Source organism: Streptomyces phaeoluteigriseus, from assembly GCF_001896135.2.
Taxonomy (GTDB): Bacteria; Actinomycetota; Actinomycetes; order Streptomycetales; family Streptomycetaceae; genus Streptomyces; species Streptomyces phaeoluteigriseus.
Map to the genome: position 1 here is coordinate 429,620 of NZ_MPOH02000015.1, position 22,881 is coordinate 452,500.

13 protein-coding genes and 8 pseudogenes are annotated in these 22,881 nt (G+C 72.2%); 5 read left to right on the forward strand and 16 right to left on the reverse strand.

The genetic code is table 11. The features are described 5' to 3' along the window. Nucleotides 1-360, forward strand: a pseudogene (locus BM536_RS43000) (serine/threonine protein kinase); the annotation flags it as partial. A gap of 12 nt (nucleotides 361-372) precedes the next feature. On the opposite strand, the gene BM536_RS19835 reads toward BM536_RS43000, so the two are convergent. The 9 genes and pseudogenes from BM536_RS19835 to BM536_RS19875 form a co-directional block, all read right to left on the reverse strand. Beyond that, on the reverse strand, nucleotides 373-1,191 hold the full coding sequence (locus tag BM536_RS19835; RefSeq protein WP_073499937.1) for a TrmH family RNA methyltransferase: 819 nt from the start codon (nucleotides 1,189-1,191) through the stop codon (nucleotides 373-375). 64 nt (nucleotides 1,192-1,255) lie between these two features. Further along, a pseudogene (gene cobA / locus BM536_RS19840) lies at nucleotides 1,256-2,487 on the reverse strand (uroporphyrinogen-III C-methyltransferase). A 140-nt stretch (nucleotides 2,488-2,627) separates the two neighbouring features. Next, a pseudogene (cobT, locus tag BM536_RS19845) lies at nucleotides 2,628-6,527 on the reverse strand (nicotinate-nucleotide--dimethylbenzimidazole phosphoribosyltransferase). 367 nt (nucleotides 6,528-6,894) lie between these two features. Then, nucleotides 6,895-8,112: a precorrin-6y C5,15-methyltransferase (decarboxylating) subunit CbiE gene (gene cbiE, locus BM536_RS19850; protein WP_073492189.1), complete on the reverse strand. Its 1,218-nt coding sequence runs from the start codon at nucleotides 8,110-8,112 to the stop codon at nucleotides 6,895-6,897. A 95-nt stretch (nucleotides 8,113-8,207) separates the two neighbouring features. Continuing rightward, nucleotides 8,208-8,846, reverse strand: a complete 639-nt coding sequence (locus BM536_RS19855) for a GNAT family N-acetyltransferase (protein WP_073492188.1) — start codon at nucleotides 8,844-8,846, stop codon at nucleotides 8,208-8,210. Between the two features lie 145 nt (nucleotides 8,847-8,991). After that, on the reverse strand, nucleotides 8,992-9,837 hold the full coding sequence (locus BM536_RS19860; protein ID WP_094103278.1) for a MetQ/NlpA family ABC transporter substrate-binding protein: 846 nt from the start codon (nucleotides 9,835-9,837) through the stop codon (nucleotides 8,992-8,994). Between the two features lie 27 nt (nucleotides 9,838-9,864). Continuing rightward, nucleotides 9,865-10,701, reverse strand: coding sequence for a MetQ/NlpA family ABC transporter substrate-binding protein (locus BM536_RS19865; protein WP_073492186.1), 837 nt, complete (start codon nucleotides 10,699-10,701; stop codon nucleotides 9,865-9,867). Nucleotides 10,702-10,781: 80 nt separating this feature from the next. After that, the gene (locus BM536_RS19870; RefSeq protein WP_073492185.1) at nucleotides 10,782-11,525 is read right to left on the reverse strand and encodes a methionine ABC transporter permease; all 744 of its coding nucleotides are present in this window, start codon (nucleotides 11,523-11,525) and stop codon (nucleotides 10,782-10,784) included. Next, nucleotides 11,522-12,573: pseudogene (locus BM536_RS19875) on the reverse strand (methionine ABC transporter ATP-binding protein). The gene BM536_RS19870 and the pseudogene BM536_RS19875 overlap by 4 nt, the downstream one beginning before the upstream one ends. 558 nt (nucleotides 12,574-13,131) lie before the next feature. On the opposite strand from BM536_RS19875, the gene BM536_RS19880 reads away from it, so the two are divergent. Continuing rightward, nucleotides 13,132-13,491 (forward strand): hypothetical protein, encoded by a 360-nt coding sequence (locus tag BM536_RS19880; RefSeq protein WP_073492184.1) that lies wholly within the window; start codon nucleotides 13,132-13,134, stop codon nucleotides 13,489-13,491. Then, nucleotides 13,472-13,912, forward strand: a complete 441-nt coding sequence (locus BM536_RS19885; protein WP_211362913.1) for a hypothetical protein — start codon at nucleotides 13,472-13,474, stop codon at nucleotides 13,910-13,912. The genes BM536_RS19880 and BM536_RS19885 overlap by 20 nt, the downstream gene beginning before the upstream one ends. A 12-nt stretch (nucleotides 13,913-13,924) precedes the next feature. Here the strand turns inward: BM536_RS19885 and BM536_RS19890 are convergent, their stop codons facing one another. The 3 genes and pseudogenes from BM536_RS19890 to BM536_RS19900 all read right to left on the reverse strand — a co-directional run bounded on the left by BM536_RS19890 (nucleotide 13,925) and on the right by BM536_RS19900 (nucleotide 16,222). Further along, on the reverse strand, nucleotides 13,925-14,422 hold the full coding sequence (locus BM536_RS19890) for a GNAT family N-acetyltransferase (protein WP_073492182.1): 498 nt from the start codon (nucleotides 14,420-14,422) through the stop codon (nucleotides 13,925-13,927). Between the two features lie 45 nt (nucleotides 14,423-14,467). Further along, nucleotides 14,468-14,977: an RNA polymerase sigma factor gene (locus BM536_RS19895; protein ID WP_094103494.1), complete on the reverse strand. Its 510-nt coding sequence runs from the start codon at nucleotides 14,975-14,977 to the stop codon at nucleotides 14,468-14,470. Between the two features lie 64 nt (nucleotides 14,978-15,041). Beyond that, nucleotides 15,042-16,222, reverse strand: a pseudogene (locus BM536_RS19900) (glycerophosphodiester phosphodiesterase). A gap of 405 nt (nucleotides 16,223-16,627) precedes the next feature. On the opposite strand from BM536_RS19900, the gene BM536_RS19905 reads away from it, so the two are divergent. Then, on the forward strand, nucleotides 16,628-17,299 hold the full coding sequence (locus tag BM536_RS19905) for a lysophospholipid acyltransferase family protein (RefSeq protein WP_073492181.1): 672 nt from the start codon (nucleotides 16,628-16,630) through the stop codon (nucleotides 17,297-17,299). A 67-nt stretch (nucleotides 17,300-17,366) separates the two neighbouring features. Here BM536_RS19905 and BM536_RS19910 read toward each other — a convergent pair whose 3' ends face one another. The 4 genes and pseudogenes from BM536_RS19910 to argH all read right to left on the reverse strand — a co-directional run bounded on the left by BM536_RS19910 (nucleotide 17,367) and on the right by argH (nucleotide 22,111). Continuing rightward, nucleotides 17,367-18,890 (reverse strand): MFS transporter, encoded by a 1,524-nt coding sequence (locus BM536_RS19910; RefSeq protein WP_094103279.1) that lies wholly within the window; start codon nucleotides 18,888-18,890, stop codon nucleotides 17,367-17,369. After that, a pseudogene (locus tag BM536_RS19915) lies at nucleotides 18,887-19,437 on the reverse strand (TetR/AcrR family transcriptional regulator). Before BM536_RS19915 ends, BM536_RS19910 begins: the two are co-directional and overlap by 4 nt. Before the next feature lie 82 nt (nucleotides 19,438-19,519). Continuing rightward, nucleotides 19,520-20,490 (reverse strand): annotated as a pseudogene (locus tag BM536_RS19920) (aldo/keto reductase). A 187-nt stretch (nucleotides 20,491-20,677) separates the two neighbouring features. Then, complete coding sequence (gene argH, locus BM536_RS19925) at nucleotides 20,678-22,111, reverse strand: argininosuccinate lyase (protein WP_073492179.1); 1,434 nt, start codon at nucleotides 22,109-22,111, stop codon at nucleotides 20,678-20,680. A 236-nt stretch (nucleotides 22,112-22,347) separates the two neighbouring features. Between argH and BM536_RS19930 the strand changes: the two are divergent. Continuing rightward, nucleotides 22,348-22,788 (forward strand): annotated as a pseudogene (locus tag BM536_RS19930) (hypothetical protein); the annotation flags it as partial. Nucleotides 22,789-22,881: the final 93 nt, after the last annotated feature.

The following is a 22,881-nucleotide window of genomic DNA, read 5'->3' on the forward strand; positions in this document are numbered from 1 at the left end:
GGTGCCTCGCGCGGGGGCGGCAACCCGTCGTCGCGCTCGGGGTCCCGGCCGACCCCGGCCGGGCGGAACACGTCCTCCTCGCGCAACACCCGTTCCGGCAGCGGCAGCAGACCCGGGCCGCGCAACGGGAACGGCCGGCCCGCGTCGCGGAACACGGGGACCGGGCGGCGGCCCGCCAATCCGCGGCTGCTGCGGCAGCGACTGTTCGTCTTCGTCGTCGTGACGCTGCTCGTGGCCCTCGGCATCGCGGTCGTCCAGGGCTGCCAGGGTGCGGCCCGGGGACTCGGCGGTGAGAACGGCGTCGTACGGCATCAGCAGCAGGTGGAGCCGGACGTGCGGCAGCAGCGGTCCGGCGGATAGCCGGCCGGGTCGCTACAGCGGCGGACGACCCGTCGCGACCGCGTAGAAGGCGACGGCCGCCGCGGCGCCCACGTTCAGCGAGTCGACGCCGTGGGACATGGGGATGCGGACCCATTCGTCGGCGGCGACCAGGGCCTGGGTGGACAGGCCGCCGCTCTCCGCGCCGAGCATGAGGGCGACCCGGTCCATGGTGTGCGGGGCCGCCTGGTCGAGGCTGCTGGCCTTCTCGTCGGGGGTGAGGGCGAGGAGCGTGAACCCGGCCTCGCGGACCAGGTCGAGGCCCTTCGGCCAGGTGTGCAGGCGGGCGTACGGCACGGAGAAGACCGCGCCCATCGAGACCTTCACGCTGCGGCGGTAGAGGGGGTCGGCGCAGTCCGGGGAGAGCAGGACGGCGTCCATGCCGAGGGCCGCGGCCGAGCGGAAGATCGCGCCGACGTTCGTGTGGTCGTTGACCGCTTCCATGATCACGACGCGGCGCGTGGAGTGCAGGATCTCCGTCGCGGTCGGGAGCGGCTTGCGCTGCATGGAGGCGAGGGCGCCGCGGTGGACGTGGTAGCCGGTGACCCGCTCGGCCAGCTCCGGGCTGACGGCGTAGACCGGGGCCGGAAGCTCGTCGATGACGTCGCGCATGACGTCGACCCACTTGGACGACAGCAGCATCGAGCGCATCTCGTAGCCGGTTTCCTTGGCCCGTCTGATGACCTTCTCGCCCTCGGCGATGAACAGGCCCTCGGCGGGCTCGCGCCTGCGGCGCAGCTCCACGTCGGTCAGGCCGGTGTAGTCACGCAGGCGCGGGTCGTCGGGATCCTCAACGGTGATGAGATCGGCCACAGAGGTGATACTGCCTTGTCCTGAGTTCGGTGCCAACGGCTCGGCACGGGTCTGTTACCGGCGGTTACGCCGACGTTCGCGGGCCGACGGCGACGACCTCGCCGATGACGATGACCGCCGGAGGCCTGACCTCCTGCGTCCGGACCGTCTCGGCGACCGTCTCCAGGGTGGCGTCGACGCGGCGCTGGGCCGCCGTCGTGCCCTCCTGGACGAGGGCGACCGGGGTGTCGGCAGGCTTGCCGTGCGCGATCAGCGTCTCGGCGATCTTACCGATCTTGTCGACGCCCATCAGGACCACCAGCGTGCCGGTCAGCTTGGCGAGGGACGCCCAGTCGACCAGGGAGCGCTCGTCGTCGGGGGCGACATGGCCGCTGACCACGGTGAACTCATGGGCGACCCCGCGGTGGGTGACCGGGATGCCGGCCGCGCCCGGGACCGAGATGGAGCTGGAGATGCCGGGGACGACGGTGCACGCGATGCCTGCCTCGGCGAGGGCCTGGAGTTCCTCCATGCCCCGGCCGAAGACGTACGGGTCGCCGCCCTTGAGCCGGACGACCGACTTCCCCTGTCTGGCGTGCTCGATCAGCGCGTTGTTGATGGCCTCCTGGGCCATGTAGCGCCCGTACGGGATCTTCGCCGCGTCGATCACCTCGACGTGCGGCGGGAGTTCGGCGAGGAGGTCGCGCGGGCCGAGGCGGTCCGCGATGACGACGTCCGCCTCGGCGAGCAGGCGGCGGCCGCGGACGTGATCAGGTCCGGGTCGCCGGGACCGCCGCCGACGAGGGCGACGCCCGCGGTACGGGTGCGGTGATGGGGGGCGACGAGGGTGCCGTCGCGCAGGCCCTCGACCACGGCGTCCCGGACAGCGGCGGTGTGACGGGGGTCGCGGCCCTTGGCGTCCGTGGTGAGTACGGCGACGGTGACGCCCTCGCTGTGGCCCGTCGCGGGGGTCCAGGCGGTGGCCGCGTCGGCGTTGTCGGAGCGTACGCACCACACGCGGTGGCGCTCCGCCTCGGCGGAGGCGGCGGCGTTGGCGTCGGGGTCACTGGTGGCGATCAGGGCGTACCAGGCGTCGGCGAGGTCGCCGAGGGTGTAGACCCGCCGCTCCCAGGTGATCTCGCCCGCGTCCGCCATCGCCTCCACGGAGGGGGTCGCCTCGGGCGATACGAGGAGGACGTCCGCGCCCGCGGCGATCAGGGCCGGCAGGCGTCGTTGGGCGACCTGGCCGCCGCCGATGACGACCACACGGCGGCCGGTGAGGCGGAGGCCTACGGGGTAGGCGGGGTGTTCGGCCATGAGGGGCGGCTCCTCGAACGAGCGGGGTGGGCGCTGCGGCTCTGGAGCAGCCCTGACGTGCGGATTTTAGAGGTGCGTTCAGCCTACGGCGGGGGGGGGCGGATGCAGGAGCGCATGTCCCCCGACCCCGGAGGCGTTTTCTACTTCTCGGTCACGCCCGCCGAGTCGAACGTGGCCACCTCGTGCATCGCCCGCGCCGTGCTCTGGACCAGCGGGAGGGCCAGCAGGGCGCCGGTGCCCTCGCCCAGGCGCAGGTCGAGGTCGACCAGGGGGCGCAGGCCCAGCTTGTTGAGGGCGGCGACATGGCCCGGTTCGGCGCTGCGGTGGCCCGCGATGCAGGCCGCGAGGACCTCGGGCGCGATCGCGCGGGCGACCAGGGCCGCGGCTCCGGCGCTCACACCGTCCAGGATCACGGGCGTACGCAGGGACGCGCCGCCCAGCAGGAGGCCGACCATCGCCGCGTGCTCGAAGCCGCCGACGGCCGCGAGGACGCCGATGGGGTCGGCCGGGTCCGGCTGGTGGACCTCCAGGGCGCGGCGGACGACCTCGGTCTTGCGGGCGAGGGTCTCGTCGTTGATGCCGGTGCCGCGGCCGGTGACCTCGGCCGGGTCGGCGCCCGTGAAGACCGAGATGAGGGCCGCGGACGCGGTGGTGTTCGCGATGCCCATCTCACCCGTGAGAAGCGCCTTGTTGCCGGCCGCCACCAGGTCGCGGGCCGTCTCGATGCCGACCTCGATGGCCTGCTTGGCCTCCTCGCGGGACATCGCGGGGCCCGTCGTCATGTCGGACGTGCCCGCGCGGACCTTGCGCGGCAGCAGGCCGGGAGTCGCGGGGAGGTCGGCCACGACGCCGACGTCCACGACGCAGACCTCGGCGCCCACCTGGTTCGCGAAGGCGTTGCAGACCGCGCCGCCGCCCAGGAAGTTGGCCACCATCTGCGCGGTGACCTCCTGCGGCCAGGGGGTGACGCCCTGGGCGTGCACCCCGTGGTCGCCGGCGAAGATCGCGACGGCCGCGGGCTCCGGGATCGGCGGCGGGCACTGGCGGGACAGGCCGGACAACTGCGCGGAGATGATCTCCAGCATGCCGAGCGCGCCGGCCGGCTTGGTCATGCGCTTCTGCCGCTCCCAGGCCTCGCCGAGCGCCTTGGCGTCCAGCGGGCGGATGCCGGCGACGGTCTCGGCGAGCAGGTCGTGCGGGTCCTCGCCGGGCAGCGCGCGACGGCCGTACGTCTCCTCGTGGACGACCCACGACAGGGGGCGGCGCTTGGCCCAGCCGGCCTGCATCAGCTCGGGCTCGTCCGGGAACTCGTCGACGTAGCCGACGCAGAGGTAGGCGACGACGTCGAGGTGCTCGGGCAGGCCGAGGGCGCGGACCATCTCGCGCTCGTCGAAGAAGCTGACCCAGCCGACGCCGAGACCCTCGGCGCGGGCGGCGAGCCACAGGTTCTCGACGGCGAGCGCGGAGGAGTACGGCGCCATCTGGGGCTGGGTGTGCCGGCCGAGGGTGTGCCGGCCGCCGCGGGTCGGGTCGGCGGTGACGACGATGTTCACCGGGGTGTCGAGGATGGCCTCGATCTTCAGTTCCTTGAACTGCTTCGCCCGGCCCTTGGGCAGGGACTTCGCGTAGGCGTCCCGCTGCCGCATCGCCAGTTCGTGCATCGCGCGCCTGGTGTCGGCGGAGCGGATCACGACGAAGTCCCAGGGCTGCGAATGGCCGACGGAGGGCGCGGTGTGGGCTGCCTCCAGGACCCGCAGCAGCACCTCGTGCGGGATGGGGTCGCTGCGGAAGCCGTTGCGGATGTCCCGGCGCTCGCGCATGACCTTCAGGACGGCCTCGCGCTCGGCGTCGGCGTACGCGGGGGCGGCCGGGCCGGTGGACTCCCGTACCTCTTCCACGACGGCCGTGCCTTCTTCCTGGTCGGCGGCCCTGGTGTCCAGGTCCTCCGGGTTCTGTGCGACGTTCGGGTCGCTCTGCTCGAACTCACGCTCGCCCGGCGTCCCGGCCCGCGCTTCCGGGGCGGCGGAGTCCGCTTCGCGGGGGGCGGGGATGTCCGCCGACCGGGGCGGCGGGGGCGGCGCGACCGGGGTGGTCCCGGGCGCGGGTCGCGGTGGGGACCGCGGCGAAGGCGTCCGCCGTCGGTTCCGGCTGGGCCGCTTCCTCGGCCGCCGCTGCGGGGACGGGGGCGGCGGGCATGTCCGGCGCGGGCTGGGTGGGGTGGACTCCGGGCGCGGGGTACGGCTCGAACTCGGGCTCGTGCTCGTGCTCGGTGGGCAGGGCGCTTTGTACGGGCTCGGCGGGCTCGGCGGGCGATTCCACCGGCGCCGTTTCCGCGGCGGGCAGTTCCGCCGTCGGCTGCTGGGGGGCTGCCTGCTCGGGCTCCGGCTGGTCGTCCGGCTGGTGGAGGGCCATGGGTTCGGCGGCGGGGGCCTCGGGTTCCGGGGCCGGGACTCCGGCAGCCGGGAACGCCTGTGCGGGCGCGATGATCTCCGGAGCGGGAGCGGGAGCCTCCGGAGCGGGAGCGGGAGCCTCCGGGGCCGGTGCCTCGGCCGCGTCCTCCGACGCCTTGGCTGCGACCTCCGGCTGGGGGGCGGTGACCTCCGGCTGGGGGGCAGTGACCTCCGGCTGGGGGGCACTGACTTCCGGCTCGGGGGCACTGACTTCCGGCTCGGGGGCACTGGCCTCCGGCTGGGGGGCAGTGGCCTCCGGCTCGGGGGCAGTGGCCTCCGGCTCGGGGGCAGTGGCCTCCGGCTCGGGCAGCGCGGGGGCCACTTCGTGTGCGGGCGCGGGCGCCGTCGCTGCCGGAGCGGCGGGCGCCTCGGCCGTGGGCGCCTCGGCCGTGGGCGCCACCCCGTACTCGGGTGCCTGGCCCGGATCGGGAGCGGCCTGCGGGACGACCGGCGGAAGGTCAGCTTCCGGAGCGTGCACGGCTACGGCCTCGGGCGTGGGCACACCGGCGGGCTCCTGCGCCTGTACGGGGTCCGGCGCCGGGGCGGCCCCGGGAGTCTCGGCAGTGACGGGTACGGCGGCTGCCGGAGCCTCCGGGGTCTGCGCCCCCTCGGCGACGGGCGCCTCGGGGATCGCGGTCGGCGCCGGAGCCTCGGGGGCCTGGACCGCCTCCGGGGCGGGCACGTCCGCGGGCATCTCCACGGGCTCCTCGGCCGCCTCGACTGCGGGCGCCGGTACCCCTTCGGCGGCGATCGCGTCCGTGTCGGGGGCGGGCGTGGCATCGGGCGCCGCGGTCTCCCGCACGGGCTCGGGGATCTGTGCCACCGGCTCGGGGCCCGGTCCGGGCACGACACCGGCGGGTTCGGCCGGGACCGCCGGTCCCGTCGCCTCGGCGCCCTCACCGGCGTACGCGGGCTCGGCCGCCTCGGGTGCCAGGGGCGTCTGCGTGAGGATCCCCGGCTGCGGCGCACCCGTGTCCGTGTCCGGGTGGGCCATGACCGCCTGGGCCGCGCCCCTCTGCTCGGGCTGCTGCTGGGCCGCCGGAACAACCGTTTCCGCAGGGGCCGCCCCGGCAGCGACCGGCGCCTCTACGGCCGCCTGGGCGCCCCAGGGTGCCGCGCTCTGCGGAGGCATCTCGCGCAGGTGCTGGGCGTCGAGGTACTCGGTTCCGGACGTGGGCGTGCCCGGGTGCCGTACCGGCGCGCCCGCGGGACCGCGGTCGGCGAGGGAGCGGACCGGGCTCGCGGAGGTGTCGGGGATGGGCGGGCCGAGGTGCAGGGGGCGGCGCGTGCCGCGGGCGGCACCGACGGGTTCGGGAGGCGGACGGCGCTGAGGTCTACGGAACCGCTGTCGCGGCCCGCCGTCTCGTGCGGGCCGGGTTCGTGCACCGCCTCGACCACCGGCTCCGGGGCGGGCGGCGCGACTTCGTTGCCCCAGGCGCTCTGGGCGCCGGGCAGCAGCAACAGGTCTTCGTCCTCGGCGGTGGTCTCGGAGAGGTAGGTGTACGCGCCGGGCGCGGGGACGCCCTGCTGATCCACCATGCCTGTGCTCTCCGGCAGTCCCTCGCCCGGGCCCTGGCCGGTGTCGGTCATGCGTACCCCTCGCCCATCGGTTAGTGCTCCTACGACCAGCTCACCCGGAACGGCGCACCGACCGCCCCGTAGTGAAGAACGAGCGTCCGCGCCCAGCGGCACGAACGACCCGCACGAAAAAGACGACAAAGCCATTCAGTGGCATTGTCGCGGTCGTTGCCGCGTCGCGACAGCTTGATCCGCGACGCTCCGCTGTGGACTGCGCCACGTTGCGCGCCCTCAGGTTCTGCCGTACCACACCCACCCCAAAACGGATGCGTTTTCCGGACATTGACCGACGAAAAGCCGGGCGACCGGATGCGGTACGACGATCGGCCAGCCTACCGCGCGCGGTAGGACAACAGGATCACGGGGAGGGCAAACCGGGTCAGGCCGACCGGTCCGGCAGAACCCCGCTGAGCAGGAACGCCACGCTCCGTTCCGTCTCCGTCCAGACCCGGGTGTCGAGTTCGACGGACTGAACGAGGGCGCACTCGACGCGGTATCCGTGCTCGGTCAGGTCGCGGCCGACGAGTTCGGCGGCGTCGCGGGTCATGGCGTGGGTGACGATCCGCTGCGGGCGGCGGTCGGCGACCGCGGAGACCACGGCCGCTCCCCCGCCGGCGACGCGGACGACGTCCGGTTCGGGCAGGTCCTCCAAAACGTGCGGGGCGGTGCCGCGGACGATCTGGAGCTGCACGCCGAAGCGGCGCGCGGCGGCGTCGGTACGGGCGCACGCCTCCATGGCGCGGTCCACGGCGATGACGGCCGCTCCGGCCCGCGCGGCCTCGGTCGCGAAGGCGCCGCTGCCGCAGCCGATGTCCCAGACGAGGTCGCCGACCCGTGGTCCCAGACGGGCGAGTTGGGCGGCCCGGAGCAGTTCGGCCTCCCCCTCGCCCAGTCCGCCGCCGTACTCACCGGCGGGCAGGGTCCAGCCGCGTGGGCCGGTTCCCGGGTCGCGGCCGGCGATCCAGCCGCCGTCGCTCGACGGCGGCACGCCCGCGGTGCCGCCGATGACGATGACGACGTTGGGGTCGCGCCAGGCGTGGTCGGCGGCCTTCTCGGAGGTGACGACGCTGATCTGTTCGCGGTCGGTGCCGAGTTCCTCGCAGACGACGAAGGTCCGGTGGACGCCCTCCATGAGCAGGCCCAGTTCGGCGGGGCCGGCGCCGGGCGAGGTGAGGACGGCGACCTTGGTGTGGGCCCGGCACACGTTCACCGCGCGGCGCAGGGTGCGTCGGTGGGCGACGGTCACCTCGGCGTCGTCCCAGGGCATGCCGGCCCGGGCGAACGCGGCGGCCACGGAGGAGACGGCCGGGACGACCTCGACCTCCAGGCCGAACTCGGGTGCGCGCAGGGTGCGTACGACGCCGAAGAAGCCGGGGTCGCCGTCGGCGAGGACGACCGCCGAGCCGCGGTGGCCGGCGATGCGGCGGGCGGCGAGGGCGACGCTGCCGAGGCGGATGCGCTCGGCGGCGGGGGGCACCTCGGGCAGCGCCAGGTGGTGGGCGGCACCGGCCACGAGGGTGGCGGCGCCCAGGGCCGAACGGGCGGCGGCGGTCAGCGGCGAGCCGTCCCAGCCGATCACCGTGACGCGGTCGGCCATCGTCGTCAGTCTCCCGTGGGTCTACGCGGCTGGCGGGCTTGGTGAGAGTACCTGGTCGCGCGGGGCCGGGCGGGGGCGGTGCGGTGACCCCGGGGTCAGTTCCAGTCGGCGTACGACGGGTAGCCGCCGCTCTCCGTGAGGTGCTCCCCGGCGCCCTCGATGTCCTCCGGGAGCAGGCTCCACACGATGAAGTCGGTGCGCGCCTCGCTCCAGGTGCCGTCGTCGGCGCGGACGCGGGCTATGCAGGCGCCGCGCAGGACGCCCTCGCTGATACAGCCGATCTTCTGGGCGACCTGCTGCGAGGCGGTGTTGTCGGCGGCCGTGCGCAGCTCGATGCGTTCGAGTTTCTGGTCGGTGAGCAGCCACTGGGCGGTGGCGAGCGCGGCCTCGGAGGCATAGCCCTCGCCGCGGGCCCAGGGGGCGATGATGTACGACAGTTCGGTGGACCGTACGTGCCAGTTGGTCTTGCCGAGCTGGATGACGCCGACGAGCCGCTGGGTGAGGAACTCGGTGACGGCGAGGTCGAGTCCGCGTCCGGACGCGCGTTGGGCGGGGGCGTACTCGGAGATCCAGGTGCGGGCGTCGCGCGCGGTGAAGGGGTGGGGGACGGAGGTCCAGGCCGTGACCTGCTCGTCGTTCATCATCTCGGCCAGGGCGGGTACGTCGTCCTCGTCGAGGGGACGCAGCACCAACCGCTCCGTGCTGATGGAGATGCTGGGGAAGGTGCTCGTCATGCGCCGCTCCGTAACCTTCGAAACCGTCAGGGTCCGACCTGGCTGACCGTCAGGCCCGCTGAGCTGTTCAGCATGCAGCATGGAAGCACCGGGTCGCACCACGGGGTCCGCACCTGCCGAAGGCGCGGACGTGGTGCGCGCGGGGTCAGCCGGAGGTGACCGGGAGGACCGAGCCCTGGTACTTGTCCTCGATGAACTTCTTCACCTCGGCGGAGGTGAGGAGCCGTACGAGCTTGCGGACCCGCGGGTCGTCCTCGTCGCCGCGCCTGACGGCGAGGAGGTTGGCGTAGGGGTTGTCCTTCGCCGACTCCAGGAGGACGGCGTCCTTCGTGGGGCTGAGGCCCGCGTCCTGGGCGTAGTTGTTGTTGATGACCGCGGCGGCCACGTCGTCGAGCGAGCGGGGCAGCTGGGCGGGCTCCAGCTCCTTGAACTCGAGGTTCTTCGGGTTCTCGCTGATGTCCGCGGGGGACGCGTCCGCTCCGGCGTCCGCCTCGAGCGTGATGACGCCCTGGGACGCGAGGAGCTTGAGGGCGCGGCCCTCGTTGGTGGTGTCGGCGGGTACGGCGACGGTGGCTCCGTCGGCGAGGTCGCGGACGTCATCGACCTTCTTGGAGTAGACGCCCATGGGCGGCAGGTAGGCCTTGACGACCGACACCAGGTCGGTGCCCTGTGCCTTGTTGAAGTCGTCCAGGTAGGGCTGGTTCTGGTACAGGTTCGCGTCGAGCGAGCCTTCCTGGAGCGCGGTGTTCGGCAGGACGTAGTCCGTGAACTCCTTGATCTCCAGGTCGAGGCCTGCCTGCGCGGCGAGTTCGTCCTTGATGTACGTCAGGACTTCGCCGGCCGGGACAGCGGTGGCGCCGACGACGAGCGTGTCGTCGGCGCCACCGCCGTCACCGGAGCCGGAGCCCGAGCCGGAGCCCGAACCCGAGCCGCAGGCGGCGAGCACGAGGCTCAGGGCCAGGGCCGACCCGGCGACGAGGGTCTTGCGCATGCTGCTCTCCCCCGTGGGGTCGGCGCCTCAGAAGGACGCGATGACGGAGCCGGCGTACTTGTCCTCGATGAACTTCTTGACCTCGGGGGAGGTGAGGAGCTTCGCGAGCTTCTTCACGCGCGGGTCGTCCTCGTTGCCCTCCTTGACGGCGAGGAAGTTGCCGTACGGGTTGTCCGTGGCGGACTCCAGGACGAGGGCGTCCTTCGAGGGCTTGAGGTCGGCCTCGATGGCGTAGTTGCCGTTGATGACGGCGGCGTCCACGTCGTCCAGGGAGCGCGGGGTCTGCGCCGCCTCCAGCTCCTTGAACTTGAGGTTCTTCGGGTTCTCGCTGATGTCGGCCGGGGTCGCCGAGTTGCCCGCGCCCTTCTTGAGCGTGATGAGGCCGTTCGCGGCGAGCAGCTTCAGGGCGCGCGCCTCGTTGACGGTGTCGTTCGGGACGGCGACGGTCGCGCCGCTCTTGAGGTCGTCGACGCTCTTGAACTTGTGGGAGTAGAGGCCGAGCGGCTCCAGGTGGACCGTGACGACGGGCACGACGTGGGTGCCGTTCTTCTGGTTGAAGTCGTCGAGGTAGGGCTGGTTCTGGAAGTAGTTGGCGTCCACCGAGCCGTCCTCGGTCGCCGTGTTCGGCGTGACGTAGTCGGTGAACTCCTTGACCTCCAGGTCGAGGCCCGCGTCCTCGGCCAGGTTGTCCTTCACGAAGGTGAGGATCTCGGCGTGCGGGACGGGGCTGGCGGCGACGACCAGCGGTCCGCTGGTGTCGGCCGCGGCGGACCCGGAGTCCTTGTCCGAGCCGCATGCGCCGAGCCCGAGGGTGAGGGCTCCGGCGGCGAGGACGGCGGTGGTGATTTTGGCGGTGTTACGCACGAAAAGTGCCTTTCCTGAGGTGATACGTCCCCGCTGTGGGTGTGCGGGGAGAACTGAGGGGGCGGTGGGTGGGGTCCGGTTCAGCTCTTCTTCACGGCGTCGGTGGCGACCGTGCCGGGGAAGATTCCGCTCAGCGGCCGGAAGAGGAGGACCGGGCCGCCCTTGCCGGTGCGCCGGTGCAGGGAGCGGGCCGCGAGGTCACCGCCGAACTGGAGCAGGGAGATGACGACGGCCAGGATGGCGACGGTGGTCCACATCAGGCCCGTCTCGAAGCGCTGGTAGCCGTAGCGGATCGCGATGTCGCCCAGGCCGCCCGCGCCGACGGTGCCCGCCATCGCGGAGTAGCCGATCAGGGCGACGACGGTGGTGGTGGCGCCGGAGATCAGGGACGGCAGCGCCTCGGGGACGAGCACGCTGCGGACGATCTTCCAGGTGCTGCCGCCCATGGACTGCACGGCTTCCACCAGCCCGCCGTCCACCTCGCGGACGGACATCTCCACGAGGCGCGCGAAGAAGGGGATCGCCCCGATGGCCAACGGCACGATGGCGGCCTCGCGGCCGATGGTCGTTCCGGTCACCCAGCGGGTGAAGGTCATCAGCGCGACCATCAGGATGATGAACGGCATCGAGCGGGCGATGTTCACGACCTGCCCGATCACCTTGTTGGCGACGACGTTCTGCAGCAGGCCGCCCCGGTCGGTGAGGACGAGGAGGATGCCGAGCGGAAGGCCGCCGGCGACGGCGATGAGCGTGGACCAGCCGACCATGTAGAAGGTGTCCCAACACGCCTGCTCCAGCAGGGGCTGCATCTCGGACCAGGTCACTTGGCACCATCCTTCACCAGCGGGGACCGCTCGGCGGCGGCGCCCGGCACGTCGATCTGAAGACCCTGTTCGCGCAGGAAGCCGATCGGCACCACGTTGTCCTCGTAGCGGCCGGGCAGTTCGATGCGCATCCGGCGACCTGGAGGCCGCCGACGGTGTCGATGGCCGCGCCCAGGATCGAGATGTCGATGTTGTAGGTGCGCGACAACTGGGAGATGACCGGCTGGGTCGCGGCCTCGCCCTGGAAGGTGACGTCGAGGACGGTCCGGTCGTCGCCGGTCGGCTCGCCGCCCACCGGGAAGAGCGCGGCGGCCAGTTCGGAGCCGGGGGTGGCGAGCAGCTCGCTGACCGTGCCGGACTCGACGACGCGGCCCCGCTCCATCAGCGCGGCGGAGTCGCAGATCGACTTCACCACGCCCATCTCGTGGGTGATGAGCAGGACCGTCAGACCCAGCTGGCGGTTCAGGTCGCGCAGCAGCTGGAGGATCGAGCGGGTGGTCTCCGGGTCGAGCGCGCTGGTCGCCTCGTCGGAGAGCAGCACCTTGGGGTCGCCGGCGAGGGCGCGGGCGATGCCGACGCGCTGCTTCTGACCGCCGGAGAGCTGGGCGGGGTAGGCGCCCGCCTTGTCGGCGAGGCCGACGAGGTCGAGCAGTTCGAGCGCCTTGCGGGAGCGTTCCTTCCCCGACCTGCCGAGGATCTCCAGCGGCAGCTCGACGTTGTCCTGCACGGTCCGCGACGACAGCAGGTTGAAGTGCTGGAAGACCATGCCGATACGGCTGCGCGCCTCGCGGAGTTCCCGGCCCGCACGCGGGCCGCGGCCGGCGATGGCGGTGAGGTCCTGGCCGGCGACGGTGACCGTGCCGGAGGTGGGGCGTTCCAGGAGGTTGATGCAGCGGATCAGCGAGGACTTGCCGGCGCCGGACTGGCCGATGACGCCGTACACCTCGCCTTCGCGGACGTGCAGATCGACGCCGTCGAGGGCGGTGACCTCACGGCCGCGCGAGCGGTCGGCCCGATAGATCTTGGTCAGGCCCGTGGTGGTGATCACGTGGGTTTTCCGTCACTGTCGAGTGCGCGGGCGTGGGTGTGCCCGGCACGGGTGCATTCGGTCAGGACGCGACACGGTTCTCGCGGTGGCGATGGAACCGGGGGGAGAACATGTGCGCGGGCGGCGTCTCGTCACGTACTCGGGGCGTACGGACGTGCCACGGCGTCTCGCTTCGGGGCGCGAGCTCTGGGTGGTGCGGGGGCCCTCTAGAAGGCGCACATTCGACACATACAACGAGCACCGGGCGTCAGGGTCGCCTCGGTCGCAAAGGTGCGGCTGCTCGTCGTGGTCATGCGATCAGTAAAGCAGACCCACGGTCCTGACAACGCCGATCCGTCCACATGGCGGACAGCCGTGGACAGTGCGCGCACGCATACGGAAGACCGTGTTCCTCCGCCGGTGACCAGTGCGGACAAGGCTGACGGGTCTTCATCGCGGGGTGGTGCCGGGTGCACGGGCGGGGTGGGTTGTGGCCAACGCCACGGTCGTCGTCCGAGCGCCTCCCCGCGGCTCGGGCCCGGCCGCGGAGGGTCCATACGGCCGTAATAAGGTCACTGCATGCTTGATGTCCTGACGCTGGTGACCGGTGTCGCCGCACTGCTGCTGGCCGCCTGGTGCGGTTGGGCGGCCTACCGTGACCAGCCGACGAAGGACTGGCACTTCATCGGGATGGCCGTGGTCTCGGTGCTGGCGCTGGTCCAGCTGGTCGTCGGGATCGTGCACGTGGCGCGGGGCGAGGAGCCGGCGCAGGGCACGACGATCTTCGTGGCGTACCTGCTGGGCGCGTTCTCGTGCGTTCCGGCGGCGGGGTTCATGTCCCTGGGCGAGCGGACCCGGTGGGGTTCGGTGACCGTCGCGGCGGGCGGGGTCGTCCTCGCCGTCCTTCAGGTGCGGCTCCATGACATCTGGGGAGGCTGAGGTGACGGCCGTGGAGGAGAAGCCGGCGCGGCTGATCGGCGGGCCCGGCCTGCTGCTGGTCTGGTTCTACGGCGTGATGGTGGTCGGCGCGGTGTCGCGCTCGGCGTATCAGATCGCGACGGAGTTCGACCGGGCGCCGCTCGCGTACTCGCTGTCCGCGGTGGCCGGTCTGGTGTACGGCTTCATCACGTACTCGCTGGTGCGGGGCGGGGAGACGGCACGCAGGGCGGCGCAGGTGTGCTGCGCCGCCGAGCTGGCGGGTGTGCTGGTCGTGGGCACCTGGACCCTGGTGGACCGTGACGCCTTCCCGGACTCGACCGTGTGGTCGGACTACGGGATGGGGTACGTGTTCATCCCCGTGCTGCTGCCCCTGACCGCTCTCTTCTGGTTGCGGAAGGCGCGTGCGCGGCAGGCCGGCTGAGCCCGGCGTCGCTCAGGCCGTGGTGGCGAACTCGTCGGCCGGCTTCTCCAGGACGATCATCGGGACGCCGTCCGAGCCCTGGGACGTGCCCACCGTCCGGTAGCCGACGCGACGGTACAGGCGGAGGTTGCCCTCGCTGCGATGGCCGGTGAAGAGACGGAACTTGGTGGCACCGCGCTCCCCGGCCAGCGCCGACTCGGCCGCCCGCAGCAGCCTCGCGCCGATGCCGTGGCCCTGGAGGCGGGGGTGGACGCAGAGCCTGCCGATGGAGGCCGCGCCGTCCTCGGTGACCGTGCCGCGGACCGAGCCGACGACCTCCTCGCCCAGCCGCGCCACGTAGACGCAGTCGGAGGCCAGCTCCTGCCGGACGGAGTCCAGGGTCTGGACCAGGGGGGCGATGCGGTAGTTGCCGTACAGCGCCGCCTCGCCCTGGAAGCACAGGTACTGAAGCCTGAAGATCTGCTCGGCATCCTGCTCGGTCGCCACCGAGATGGTCACGCTCATGCCCATATGCGCACGCCTCCCGCTCACCTGATCGCCTGTGGTCCTACACTCCTATCCCCGCACTTCGCGGGCCGCAACCTCCGGCGGGAGCAGACGTCGCAGACATCCCAGACATCGGGAGCGTTCCGGTCCGACACTCCCCTGTGAGATACCCAACTCCCCCGCGATCTCGCGGTACGTGAGGTCCTCCGGCGACAGCAGGGCGTCCAGGAGCCGGGAGCACCGGGCGGGCAGCCGGTGGACGGCGTCGCGCAGCGCGCGGTGGCGGGCGGCGGTGAGGACGGTCTGTTCGGGACCCCGGTCGCCGTCCTCGGCCGGGTCGTCGCCGACGTACCCCCGTTCCCGCCGGGCCGTACGGCGGTTGCGGCGGGACTCGGCCCGGACGGCGCGGCGCAGCCAGCCCTGCGGGTCGACGGGCGGGTTGTCGGTGGCGAGGTGTTCCAGGAGGCGCAGCCAGACGGCCTGTTCGAGGTCGGCGGGCTCGGTTCCGGTGGCGTGCGCCTCGGCGTCGGCCTCCGCGGTGAGCAGCGGGCGCAGGGCGGCGAGCATGTCGTACGTCATGTGCGGCACGACGCGGCCGCCCGGCGGTGAGTTGCCCGGGCGGCCGGTTGTCACCCCAACGGGGTCAGGAGCCGTTGACGAAGTCCTCGCGGGCGAGGCGGCCGGTGTCCGGCTGGTCGGTGAACACGCCGTCGATGCCGGTGGCGAAGTACGCCTTGTAGGCGCCGAAGACGTCGCCGTAGGCGTCCGCGTCGGTGCCCCTGCGGAAGTTCGCGGGCAGGAAGGGGTTCTCGTTGCGCAGGGTGTACGGGTGCAGGATCAGGCCGGCCGCGTGGGCGTCCTTGACCAGGGTGGTCGGCGTGGTGAGGTTGCCGGCCGCGTCCTTGGGGACGACCAGGTCGAGGGTGGGGCCGATGCCCTGCGCGTAGCCGGCGATCTCCCGCAGCCCCTTGGCGGTGACCAGGTCGGCGACCGTGCGCGGGTCGCCGGTCTCGACGAAGTCCCAGGGGCGGGTGGTGGCACCGGAGAGCAGGACGACGAGCGGGTTCCCGACCATCTTGTTCAGGCGCTGGATGCTGGTCGGCTCGAAGGACTGGAGGATGACCGGCGCGTTCCTGCCGTCCTTGCCGTGCTTGCGGAGCAGCCTGGCGACGCGCTCCTCCAGGCTCAGGCCGAGCTTGCGGAAGTAGGTGGGGTGCTTCAGCTCGGGGTAGATCCAGACCTGCTTGCCGCGCTTGCGGGTCTGCTCGTCCTGCCACCTGAGGACTTCCTCGAAGGTGGGGATCTCCCAGCGGCCGTTGTACAGGGTGTTGTGGGGGCGGTTGGCGGGGATGCGCTCGGTCGCGCGCAGCGTCTTCAGCTCGGCGAGGGTGAAGTCCTCGGTGAACCAGCCGGTGGTGGAGACGCCGTCGAGGACCTTGGTGGTCCTGCGGCCGGCGAACTCGGGGTGGCTCGCGACGTCCGTGGTGCCGCCGATCTCCGGTTCGTGGCGGCAGACGAGATGGCCGTCCTTGGTGGGGACGAGGTCGCCGGCCTCGACGATGTCGGCGCCGAGGTCGAGGGCGAGCTGATAGGCGCCGAAGGTGTGTTCGGGCCGGTAGCCGCTGGCGCCGCGGTGGCCGATGATCGTCGGCACGGGCAGGCTCTCGATGCCCTTGCCGCCACGCCGGGCCTCGGTGGCTCTCGCCGTGCCGGAGAGGCCCAGGGTCGTTCCGGCGGCGCCGATCGCGCGGCCGCTCCGAGGAACGCCCGCCGTCCGGTTCCGCTCGCCCGGGTGTTCGAGTGCTGCGACTCCTGTGTACCCATGAGGGTCCTCCTGCCATCGGCTCGTCCCGTGCGCGCCGATCGTAGGTGCGTGGACATGACGGCCGGGAGACCTCGATCCGAACACGCGGGTGACGGTGGATGGCGTGTATCGCACGACGATATGACGGGGCGTCCGATTCGGCGGCGCGGAGCGGGGTAGCCGATCGGTACCGGCCGCGGCCGTGCCCGGCCGGCCGCGCGGAGCAGGTGCGGGACGCACGGCCCCTTCGGGTCGCGCCGGCCGCCACCACGTTCCGCCCGTGTGTCGGGCCCGCGACGGACCGGCCGTACGGGTAAACGTAGGTCAATAGTGCGTAAGACCTCGGTGAACCCGATGTGCGCCGCCCCCGGCGGCGCGAGTATCGTCCTCACCTGCACATACTCATACCGCTATCGGAGGGCCCGTTGTCCCGCTTCGCGCTCATCAAGGCAGTGCTCGGACCGGTCATGCGCCTGATGTTCCGACCCCGGGTCGAAGGCGTGGAGCACATCCCGGGCGACGGTCCGGTCATCCTGGCCGGCAACCACCTCACCTTCATCGACTCGATGATCCTTCCGCTGGTCTGCGACCGGCAGGTCTTCTTCATCGGCAAGGACGAGTACGTCACCGGCAAGGGCCTCAAGGGCCGGCTGATGGCCTGGTTCTTCATCGGTGTCGGCATGATCCCCGTCGACCGCGACGGCGGCAAGGGCGGGGTCGCCGCCCTGATGACCGGGCGCCGGATCCTGGAGGAGGGCCGGGTCTTCGGGATCTACCCCGAGGGCACGCGGTCCCCCGACGGGCGGTTGTACCGGGGCCGTACGGGCATCGCCCGTCTCACCCTGATGACCGGCGCGCCCGTGGTGCCCTTCGCGATGATCGGCACGGACAAGATCCAGCCGGGCGGCTCGGGGATGCCCCGCCCCTCGCAGGTGACGGTCCGCTTCGGTGAGGCGATGGAGTTCTCCCGGTACGAGGGGATGGACCGGGACCGGTACGTACTGCGGGCGGTGACGGATTCCGTGATGACCGAGGTCATGCGACTGTCCGGACAGGAGTACGTGGACATGTACGCGACCAAGGCGAAGGCCGCGTAGGTCTCCGGCGGGGACGGTCGGACGGCCGGGGGGCGCGCCGTGGTCGTGCCCCCCGGCCTCGTCACCCTCAGCGTGAGCTGTCCAGTTTCTGGCCCTTCAGCAGTACCCATGCCGCGCCCGCCGTAGCCAGCAGCACCACGGCGCCCGCGCCCGCCGCCAGACCCAGTCCGCTGACGAAGGCCTCTCGTGCCGACGCCAGCATCTCCTGGGCCGTGGCCGCCGGCATGGCCGAAGCCACCTCGACCGCCCCGCCCAGCGACTCGTGCGCGCCCTCGGGTGTGCCCGGCGGGGACGGGAAGTCGCGGTAGACAGCCGTCACGATCGAGCCCAGTACGGCGATGCCGAGGGCCGCGCCCAGTTCGTACGCCGTCTCCGAGACCGCGGACGCCGACCCCGCCTCCTCCTTCGGAACCGAGGACAGGATCACGTCGGCCGTCACGGTGAACGAGAAGCCGGCACCCACGCCGACGGCCAGCAGGGACGCTCCCAGCAGCGGATAGCCGGTGCTCTCGTCGATCACCGTCAGGGCGGCCAGCGCCAGGCCGATCGCCGCGAGGCCGCCCGACACCACCGCCCGGACCGAGAAACGCCGGGCCGCGTGGCCGGCGACCAGACCGGCCGCCACCGCGCCGACCGCGGCGGGCAGTTCGGCGAGACCCGCCTCGAACGGGCGCCTGCCCTGCACGAGTTGCAGGTACTGGGAGAGGAAGAAGACCAGGCCGGACAGGCCGAGGACGGTCAGCAGGTCGGCCAGGACCGCGCCGCTGAAGCCGCGGTTGCGGAACAGACGCATGTCCAGCAGGGGTACCGGCAGGGTCAGCTGACGGCGGACGAAGCCGTACAGCGCCCCCGCGCCCAGCAGGGCGGCACCCGCGGTGGCCCAGGTGAGGCCGTGGGTGGCGGCCTCCTTGACGGCGTAGACGACCGCGATCATGCCGACGAGGGAGAGCAGGACGCTGACCAGGTCCCAGGGGCCGGGGTTCGGGTTGCGGGACTCGGGCAGGGTCCGGATGCCGACGACGACGAGGACGGCCATCACCGGCAGGTTGATGAGGAAGACCGAGCCCCACCAGAAGTGTTCGAGGAGGAAGCCGCCGACGACCGGGCCGACCGCCGTGCCGGCGGAGGCCGTCGCGCCCCAGATGCCCACGGCCAGACTCCGCTCGCGCGGGTCGTGGAAGAGGTGGCGGATCAGGGCGAGGGTGGCGGGCATCAGGGTGGCGCCGGCCACGCCGAGGAGCGCGCGGGCGGCGATCATCATCTCCGGTGTCGTCGCGTAGGCGTTCAGCACGGATATCGCGCCGAAGGCGGTGGCGCCTACGAGCAGGATGCGCTTGCGGCCGATCCGGTCGCCCAGGCTGCCCATCGAGACGAGCAGACCGGCGATGACGAAGGAGTACACGTCGCCGATCCACAGGAGCTGGGTGCCGGAGGGCTTCAGGTCCTCGCTGATGAACGGGGTCGCCAGGCCGAGTACGGTCGCGTCGACGGCCACCAGCAGTACGGCGAACACGAGGACGGAGAGCGCGAGCCAGCGGCCGGGGCGCTTCACTGCCTCGTCCGGGCCCACCGGCTGCAACGTGCTGGTCATGATTCCTCTCTCCTCAGTGCGCCGCCGAGCAGCAGCTCGACGATCATGTGCGTGAAGTCGTTGCGGGCGACGCGGCCCTCCGTGACCGCCCAGGCGCCGGAGGCCAGCAGGCCGTACAGCGCCTCGGTGAGCCAGGCCGGGGTCAGGTCGATGCGGAACTCGCCGTCGGACTGGCCGCGCCGGAACAGGGCCGCGATGCGGTCGTCGATCCTGGCCCAGCCCGCGTTCTGCTCCTCGCCCTCGAACAGCTGGTTCTCGCTGTAGAGGAAGGCCAGCAGGGCGGCGGCGGGTTCGATCTCGCGGACCAGGCGGCGGACGGCCTCGCTCGCCGGGCCGTCGTCGGGGCGGGCCCGCTCCAGGGCCGCCTCGCACTCCTGGATGCCGAGCGCCTCCAGCGCGCGTACGAGCACGTCGCGTCCGGCGAACTGCCGGTGCAGGGTGGCCCTGCTGATGCCGGCGGCTTGGCGACCTCGTCCATGGTCGCGGTGGATTTCCGGGTCAGCAGGGCCGCGGCACTGCGCAGCACATGGTCACGATCGACAGCCATGAGACAACAGTAACCCATGTGAGACATCAACGTCTCATCGAGAGCGTGTTCGTCTCATACGTGGTCGTTCCGTGGTGATCTCTCAGTGCCAGGGCAGCCGGCCGCGCCGCTCCCAGTACGCGCCCGGCTCCTCCGTCAGCGCGGCGAGCCGGGCCAGCCGGTCCTCGTCGAGGTCGCGACGGCCGCGTGCAGATTGGAGGTGAGCTGGGTGACGGTCGCGGCGCCGGAGAGGACGACCCCGGCCCACGGCTGCCGCAGGATCACCGCGAGGGCGACCGCGTCACAGCCGAGCCCGGCGTCCTCGGCCACCGCCCTGAGGGCGTCCGGCGCGTGCGGCTCCGCCAGACGGCCGTTGGCCATGCCCTCCTTGACGATCACCGTGAGTCCGGCGTCGTGGGCCTCGGCGAGAGCCGGACCGGCCGAGGTCTCCAGGACGTTGTACGTCGACTGGACGGTACGGAAGAGGGGGACGCCGTCGACCTCGACGGCGAGGGCGGCGCGGATGGCGTCGGCCTGGGCGGGGCCGCTGGTGGAGAAGCCGACGGTGAGGCCCCCGGCCGTGGCCTCGGCCAGCTTCGCATGGAGTTCCTTGTCGGTGAGGGCCGGACTGTCGGGGGTCACCGAGTGGATCTGGTAGAGGTCGAGACGGTCGCCGAGCAGGGCGGCCGTCTCGGCGCGCTGCCGCTCGTACGTCGCGACGCCGTGGTCCTTGACCTCGTGCCGCTCGGCGTCCGTGGTCCAGTCGGCGGTGTAGGTGTAGCCCCACTTGCTGCCCACGACGATGTCGTCGAGGCCGGGGCGGGCCGCCAGCCAGTCGGCGAGGAACTCCTCGGAACGGCCGTAGGAACGGGCCACGTCGAAGTAACGGACGCCCTGGGCGTAGGCGGCGTCGAGGAGTTCGTGGGTGCGGGCGCGCAGCGCCTCGACGCTGCGGTCCGCTCCGAGGTCGTGGTCCCGGCCGAGGTTGATGTAGCCGGGGCGGCCGACGGCCGCGAGACCGAGTCCGAGGTGGCAGGTGGGGGTGGTCGCGGTGGCCAGTCGCGCGAAGGGCATCGCGGCTCCGTTCGGTCGGCTCGGGTACGGCTTGCGACCAACGTAACCCGCGATGACCTTCACCTCGGGGCAGGCCCGTACGGTGCTTCGGCGAGTGCGGGCACACGGCGGCGGCTCGCGCGGCGGAGCGCCCACATCGCGGAGCCGCACGCCGGTACGGAACCGCGCCCCTCGCGGGGCGCTGCCCTCAGCCCTTCTTCTTGGCGTTCGCCCACTGGTGCTGGACGGCCACGTCCGCCTTCAGCTCCGCGAGCTGGACGGCGACCGCGCTGGGCGCCGTACCGCCGCGGCCGTCACGGGAGGCGAGGGCGCCGGCGACGTTGAGGACGGAGCGCACCTCGGGGGTGAGGTGGGCGGAGATCTTCGCGAACTGGTCGTCGGTCAGTTCGTCCAGCTCCTTGCCCTCGGCCTCGGCGGCCTTCACGCACTCGCCCGCGACCTCGTGCGCCACCCGGAACGGCACACCCCGCTTGACCAGCCACTCGGCGACGTCGGTGGCGAGGGAGAAGCCGGCCGGGGCCAGTTCCTCCATGCGCTCGCGGTGGACGGTGAGGGTGGCGACCATGCCGGTGAAGGCGGGGAGCAGGACCTCCAGCTGGTCGCAGGAGTCGAAGACCGGCTCCTTGTCCTCCTGGAGGTCGCGGTTGTACGCGAGGGGCAGGGCCTTGAGGGTGGCCAGGAGACCGGTCAGGTTGCCGATCAGCCGGCCGCTCTTGCCGCGCGCCAGCTCCGCGATGTCCGGGTTCTTCTTCTGCGGCATGATCGACGAGCCCGTGGAGAACGCGTCGTGCAGCGTCACGAAGGAGAACTCCTTCGTGTTCCAGATGATGATCTCCTCGGCGATCCGGGAGAGGTTCACGCCGATCATCGCGGTGATGAAGGCGAACTCGGCGACGAAGTCACGGGAGGCCGTGCCGTCGATGGAGTTGCCGACGCTGCCGTGCTCGAAGCCGAGGTCCTCGGCGACCGCCTCGGGGTCCAGGCCGAGCGAGGAGCCCGCGAGGGCTCCCGAGCCGTACGGCGAGACGGCCGTGCGCTCGTCCCACTGACGCAGGCGCTCGGCGTCGCGGGTCAGGGGCTGTACGTGCGCGAGGACGTGGTGGGCGAACAGGATCGGCTGGGCGTGCTGGAGGTGCGTGCGGCCGGGCATCGCCACGTCCGGGTGGGCCTCCGCCAGGCCGATCAGGGCGTCCTGGAGGTCGGCGATCAGAGCGCCGATGATCCGGGCGTGGTCGCGCAGGTACATCCGGAACAGGGTGGCCACCTGGTCGTTGCGGGAGCGGCCGGCCCGGAGCTTGCCACCGAGGTCGGGACCGAGGTGCTCCAGCAGGCCCCGCTCCAGTGCGGTGTGGATGTCCTCGTCGGCGATGGTGCCCACGAGGTCGCCCGAGGCCACGTCGGCCGCCAGCCGGTCGAGGCCCCCGAGCATGCCCGTCAACTCGTCGTCGGTGAGCAGCCCCGCCTTGTGCAGCACGCGCGCGTGGGCGCGCGAACCGGCGATGTCGTAGGGCGCGAGCCGCCAGTCGAAGTGGACGGACGCGGACAGTTTCGCCAGGGCCTCGGCGGGACCGTCGGCGAAACGGCCGCCCCAGAGCCGTACGTCACCGCTGTTGCTGCTCACTCGCGTCGCTCCTCGGGAGGGTGTGGGTGCACTCAGACCATCACAGACTGACTTCTGCATGAGTATGCAGTGTTCTGCATGATTCGTCAATCGAGGCCGAGGGCGGCCCGCACGGTCGAGGTCGCGCGGATCTTTTCGCAACGCCCTTGAACAACAGCAACCGCTTTCCCGTAATTACCGCTGAACGCAGGCGCCGCGTTCGTCCCACCCACTCCTGACCCAAGTGAGGCATCCGCATGTCCAGGGCCCTTCCGAAGTACAACAAGCGTCGTGTGGCGGTCATCGGCGGCGCCGCCGCTCTGGCGCTGACCGGCGCGGTCGTCGTGACCTCCGCTCTCGCCGGGGAGACGGCCGGGAAGAACGGCACGAACGCCCGGACGCTCGCCTCCCCGGGCACGGTCAGCTGCCCGGACGTGGCCTCCCGGCTCCCCGCCATCCCCGCCACCGCCAAGGCCGAGGTCGACCGCAACCTCGCCCTGCTCAACACCCAGATCGCCGAAGCCGACAAGCGCCTCGTCGACACCGTCGGCCAGGGCGGCCCCAACTTCGTCAACAACGCGATCCTCGGCCCCCTCAAGGACAAGCGCGTCGCCACCGTCAACCGCATCGCGACCGCCATCGGCCGCACCGCCGCCAAGCCCCAGGGCCTCAAAGCCCTCGCACCCTGCACGTTGAACAAGTGACGTGACAGGCGCGGTGGCCGCCCCGAAGAACGGCGGCCGGGGCGGCCACCGCGACACCGGATCGCACAATCGCTTAGACATTCGAAA

Bases quoted from the DNA above. Each gene is read 5' to 3' on its own strand.
- cbiE (WP_073492189.1), bottom strand. From the start codon at position 8,112: ATGGCCGACCGCGTCACGGTGATCGGCTGGGACGGCTCGCCGCTGACC.
- BM536_RS19855 (WP_073492188.1), bottom strand. From the start codon at position 8,846: ATGACGAGCACCTTCCCCAGCATCTCCATCAGCACGGAGCGGTTGGTG.
- BM536_RS19860 (WP_094103278.1), bottom strand. From the start codon at position 9,837: ATGCGCAAGACCCTCGTCGCCGGGTCGGCCCTGGCCCTGAGCCTCGTG.
- BM536_RS19880 (WP_073492184.1), top strand. From the start codon at position 13,132: ATGCTTGATGTCCTGACGCTGGTGACCGGTGTCGCCGCACTGCTGCTG.
- BM536_RS19885 (WP_211362913.1), top strand. From the start codon at position 13,472: ATGACATCTGGGGAGGCTGAGGTGACGGCCGTGGAGGAGAAGCCGGCG.
- BM536_RS19890 (WP_073492182.1), bottom strand. From the start codon at position 14,422: ATGGGCATGAGCGTGACCATCTCGGTGGCGACCGAGCAGGATGCCGAG.
- BM536_RS19895 (WP_094103494.1), bottom strand. From the start codon at position 14,977: ATGACGTACGACATGCTCGCCGCCCTGCGCCCGCTGCTCACCGCGGAG.
- BM536_RS19910 (WP_094103279.1), bottom strand. From the start codon at position 18,890: ATGACCAGCACGTTGCAGCCGGTGGGCCCGGACGAGGCAGTGAAGCGC.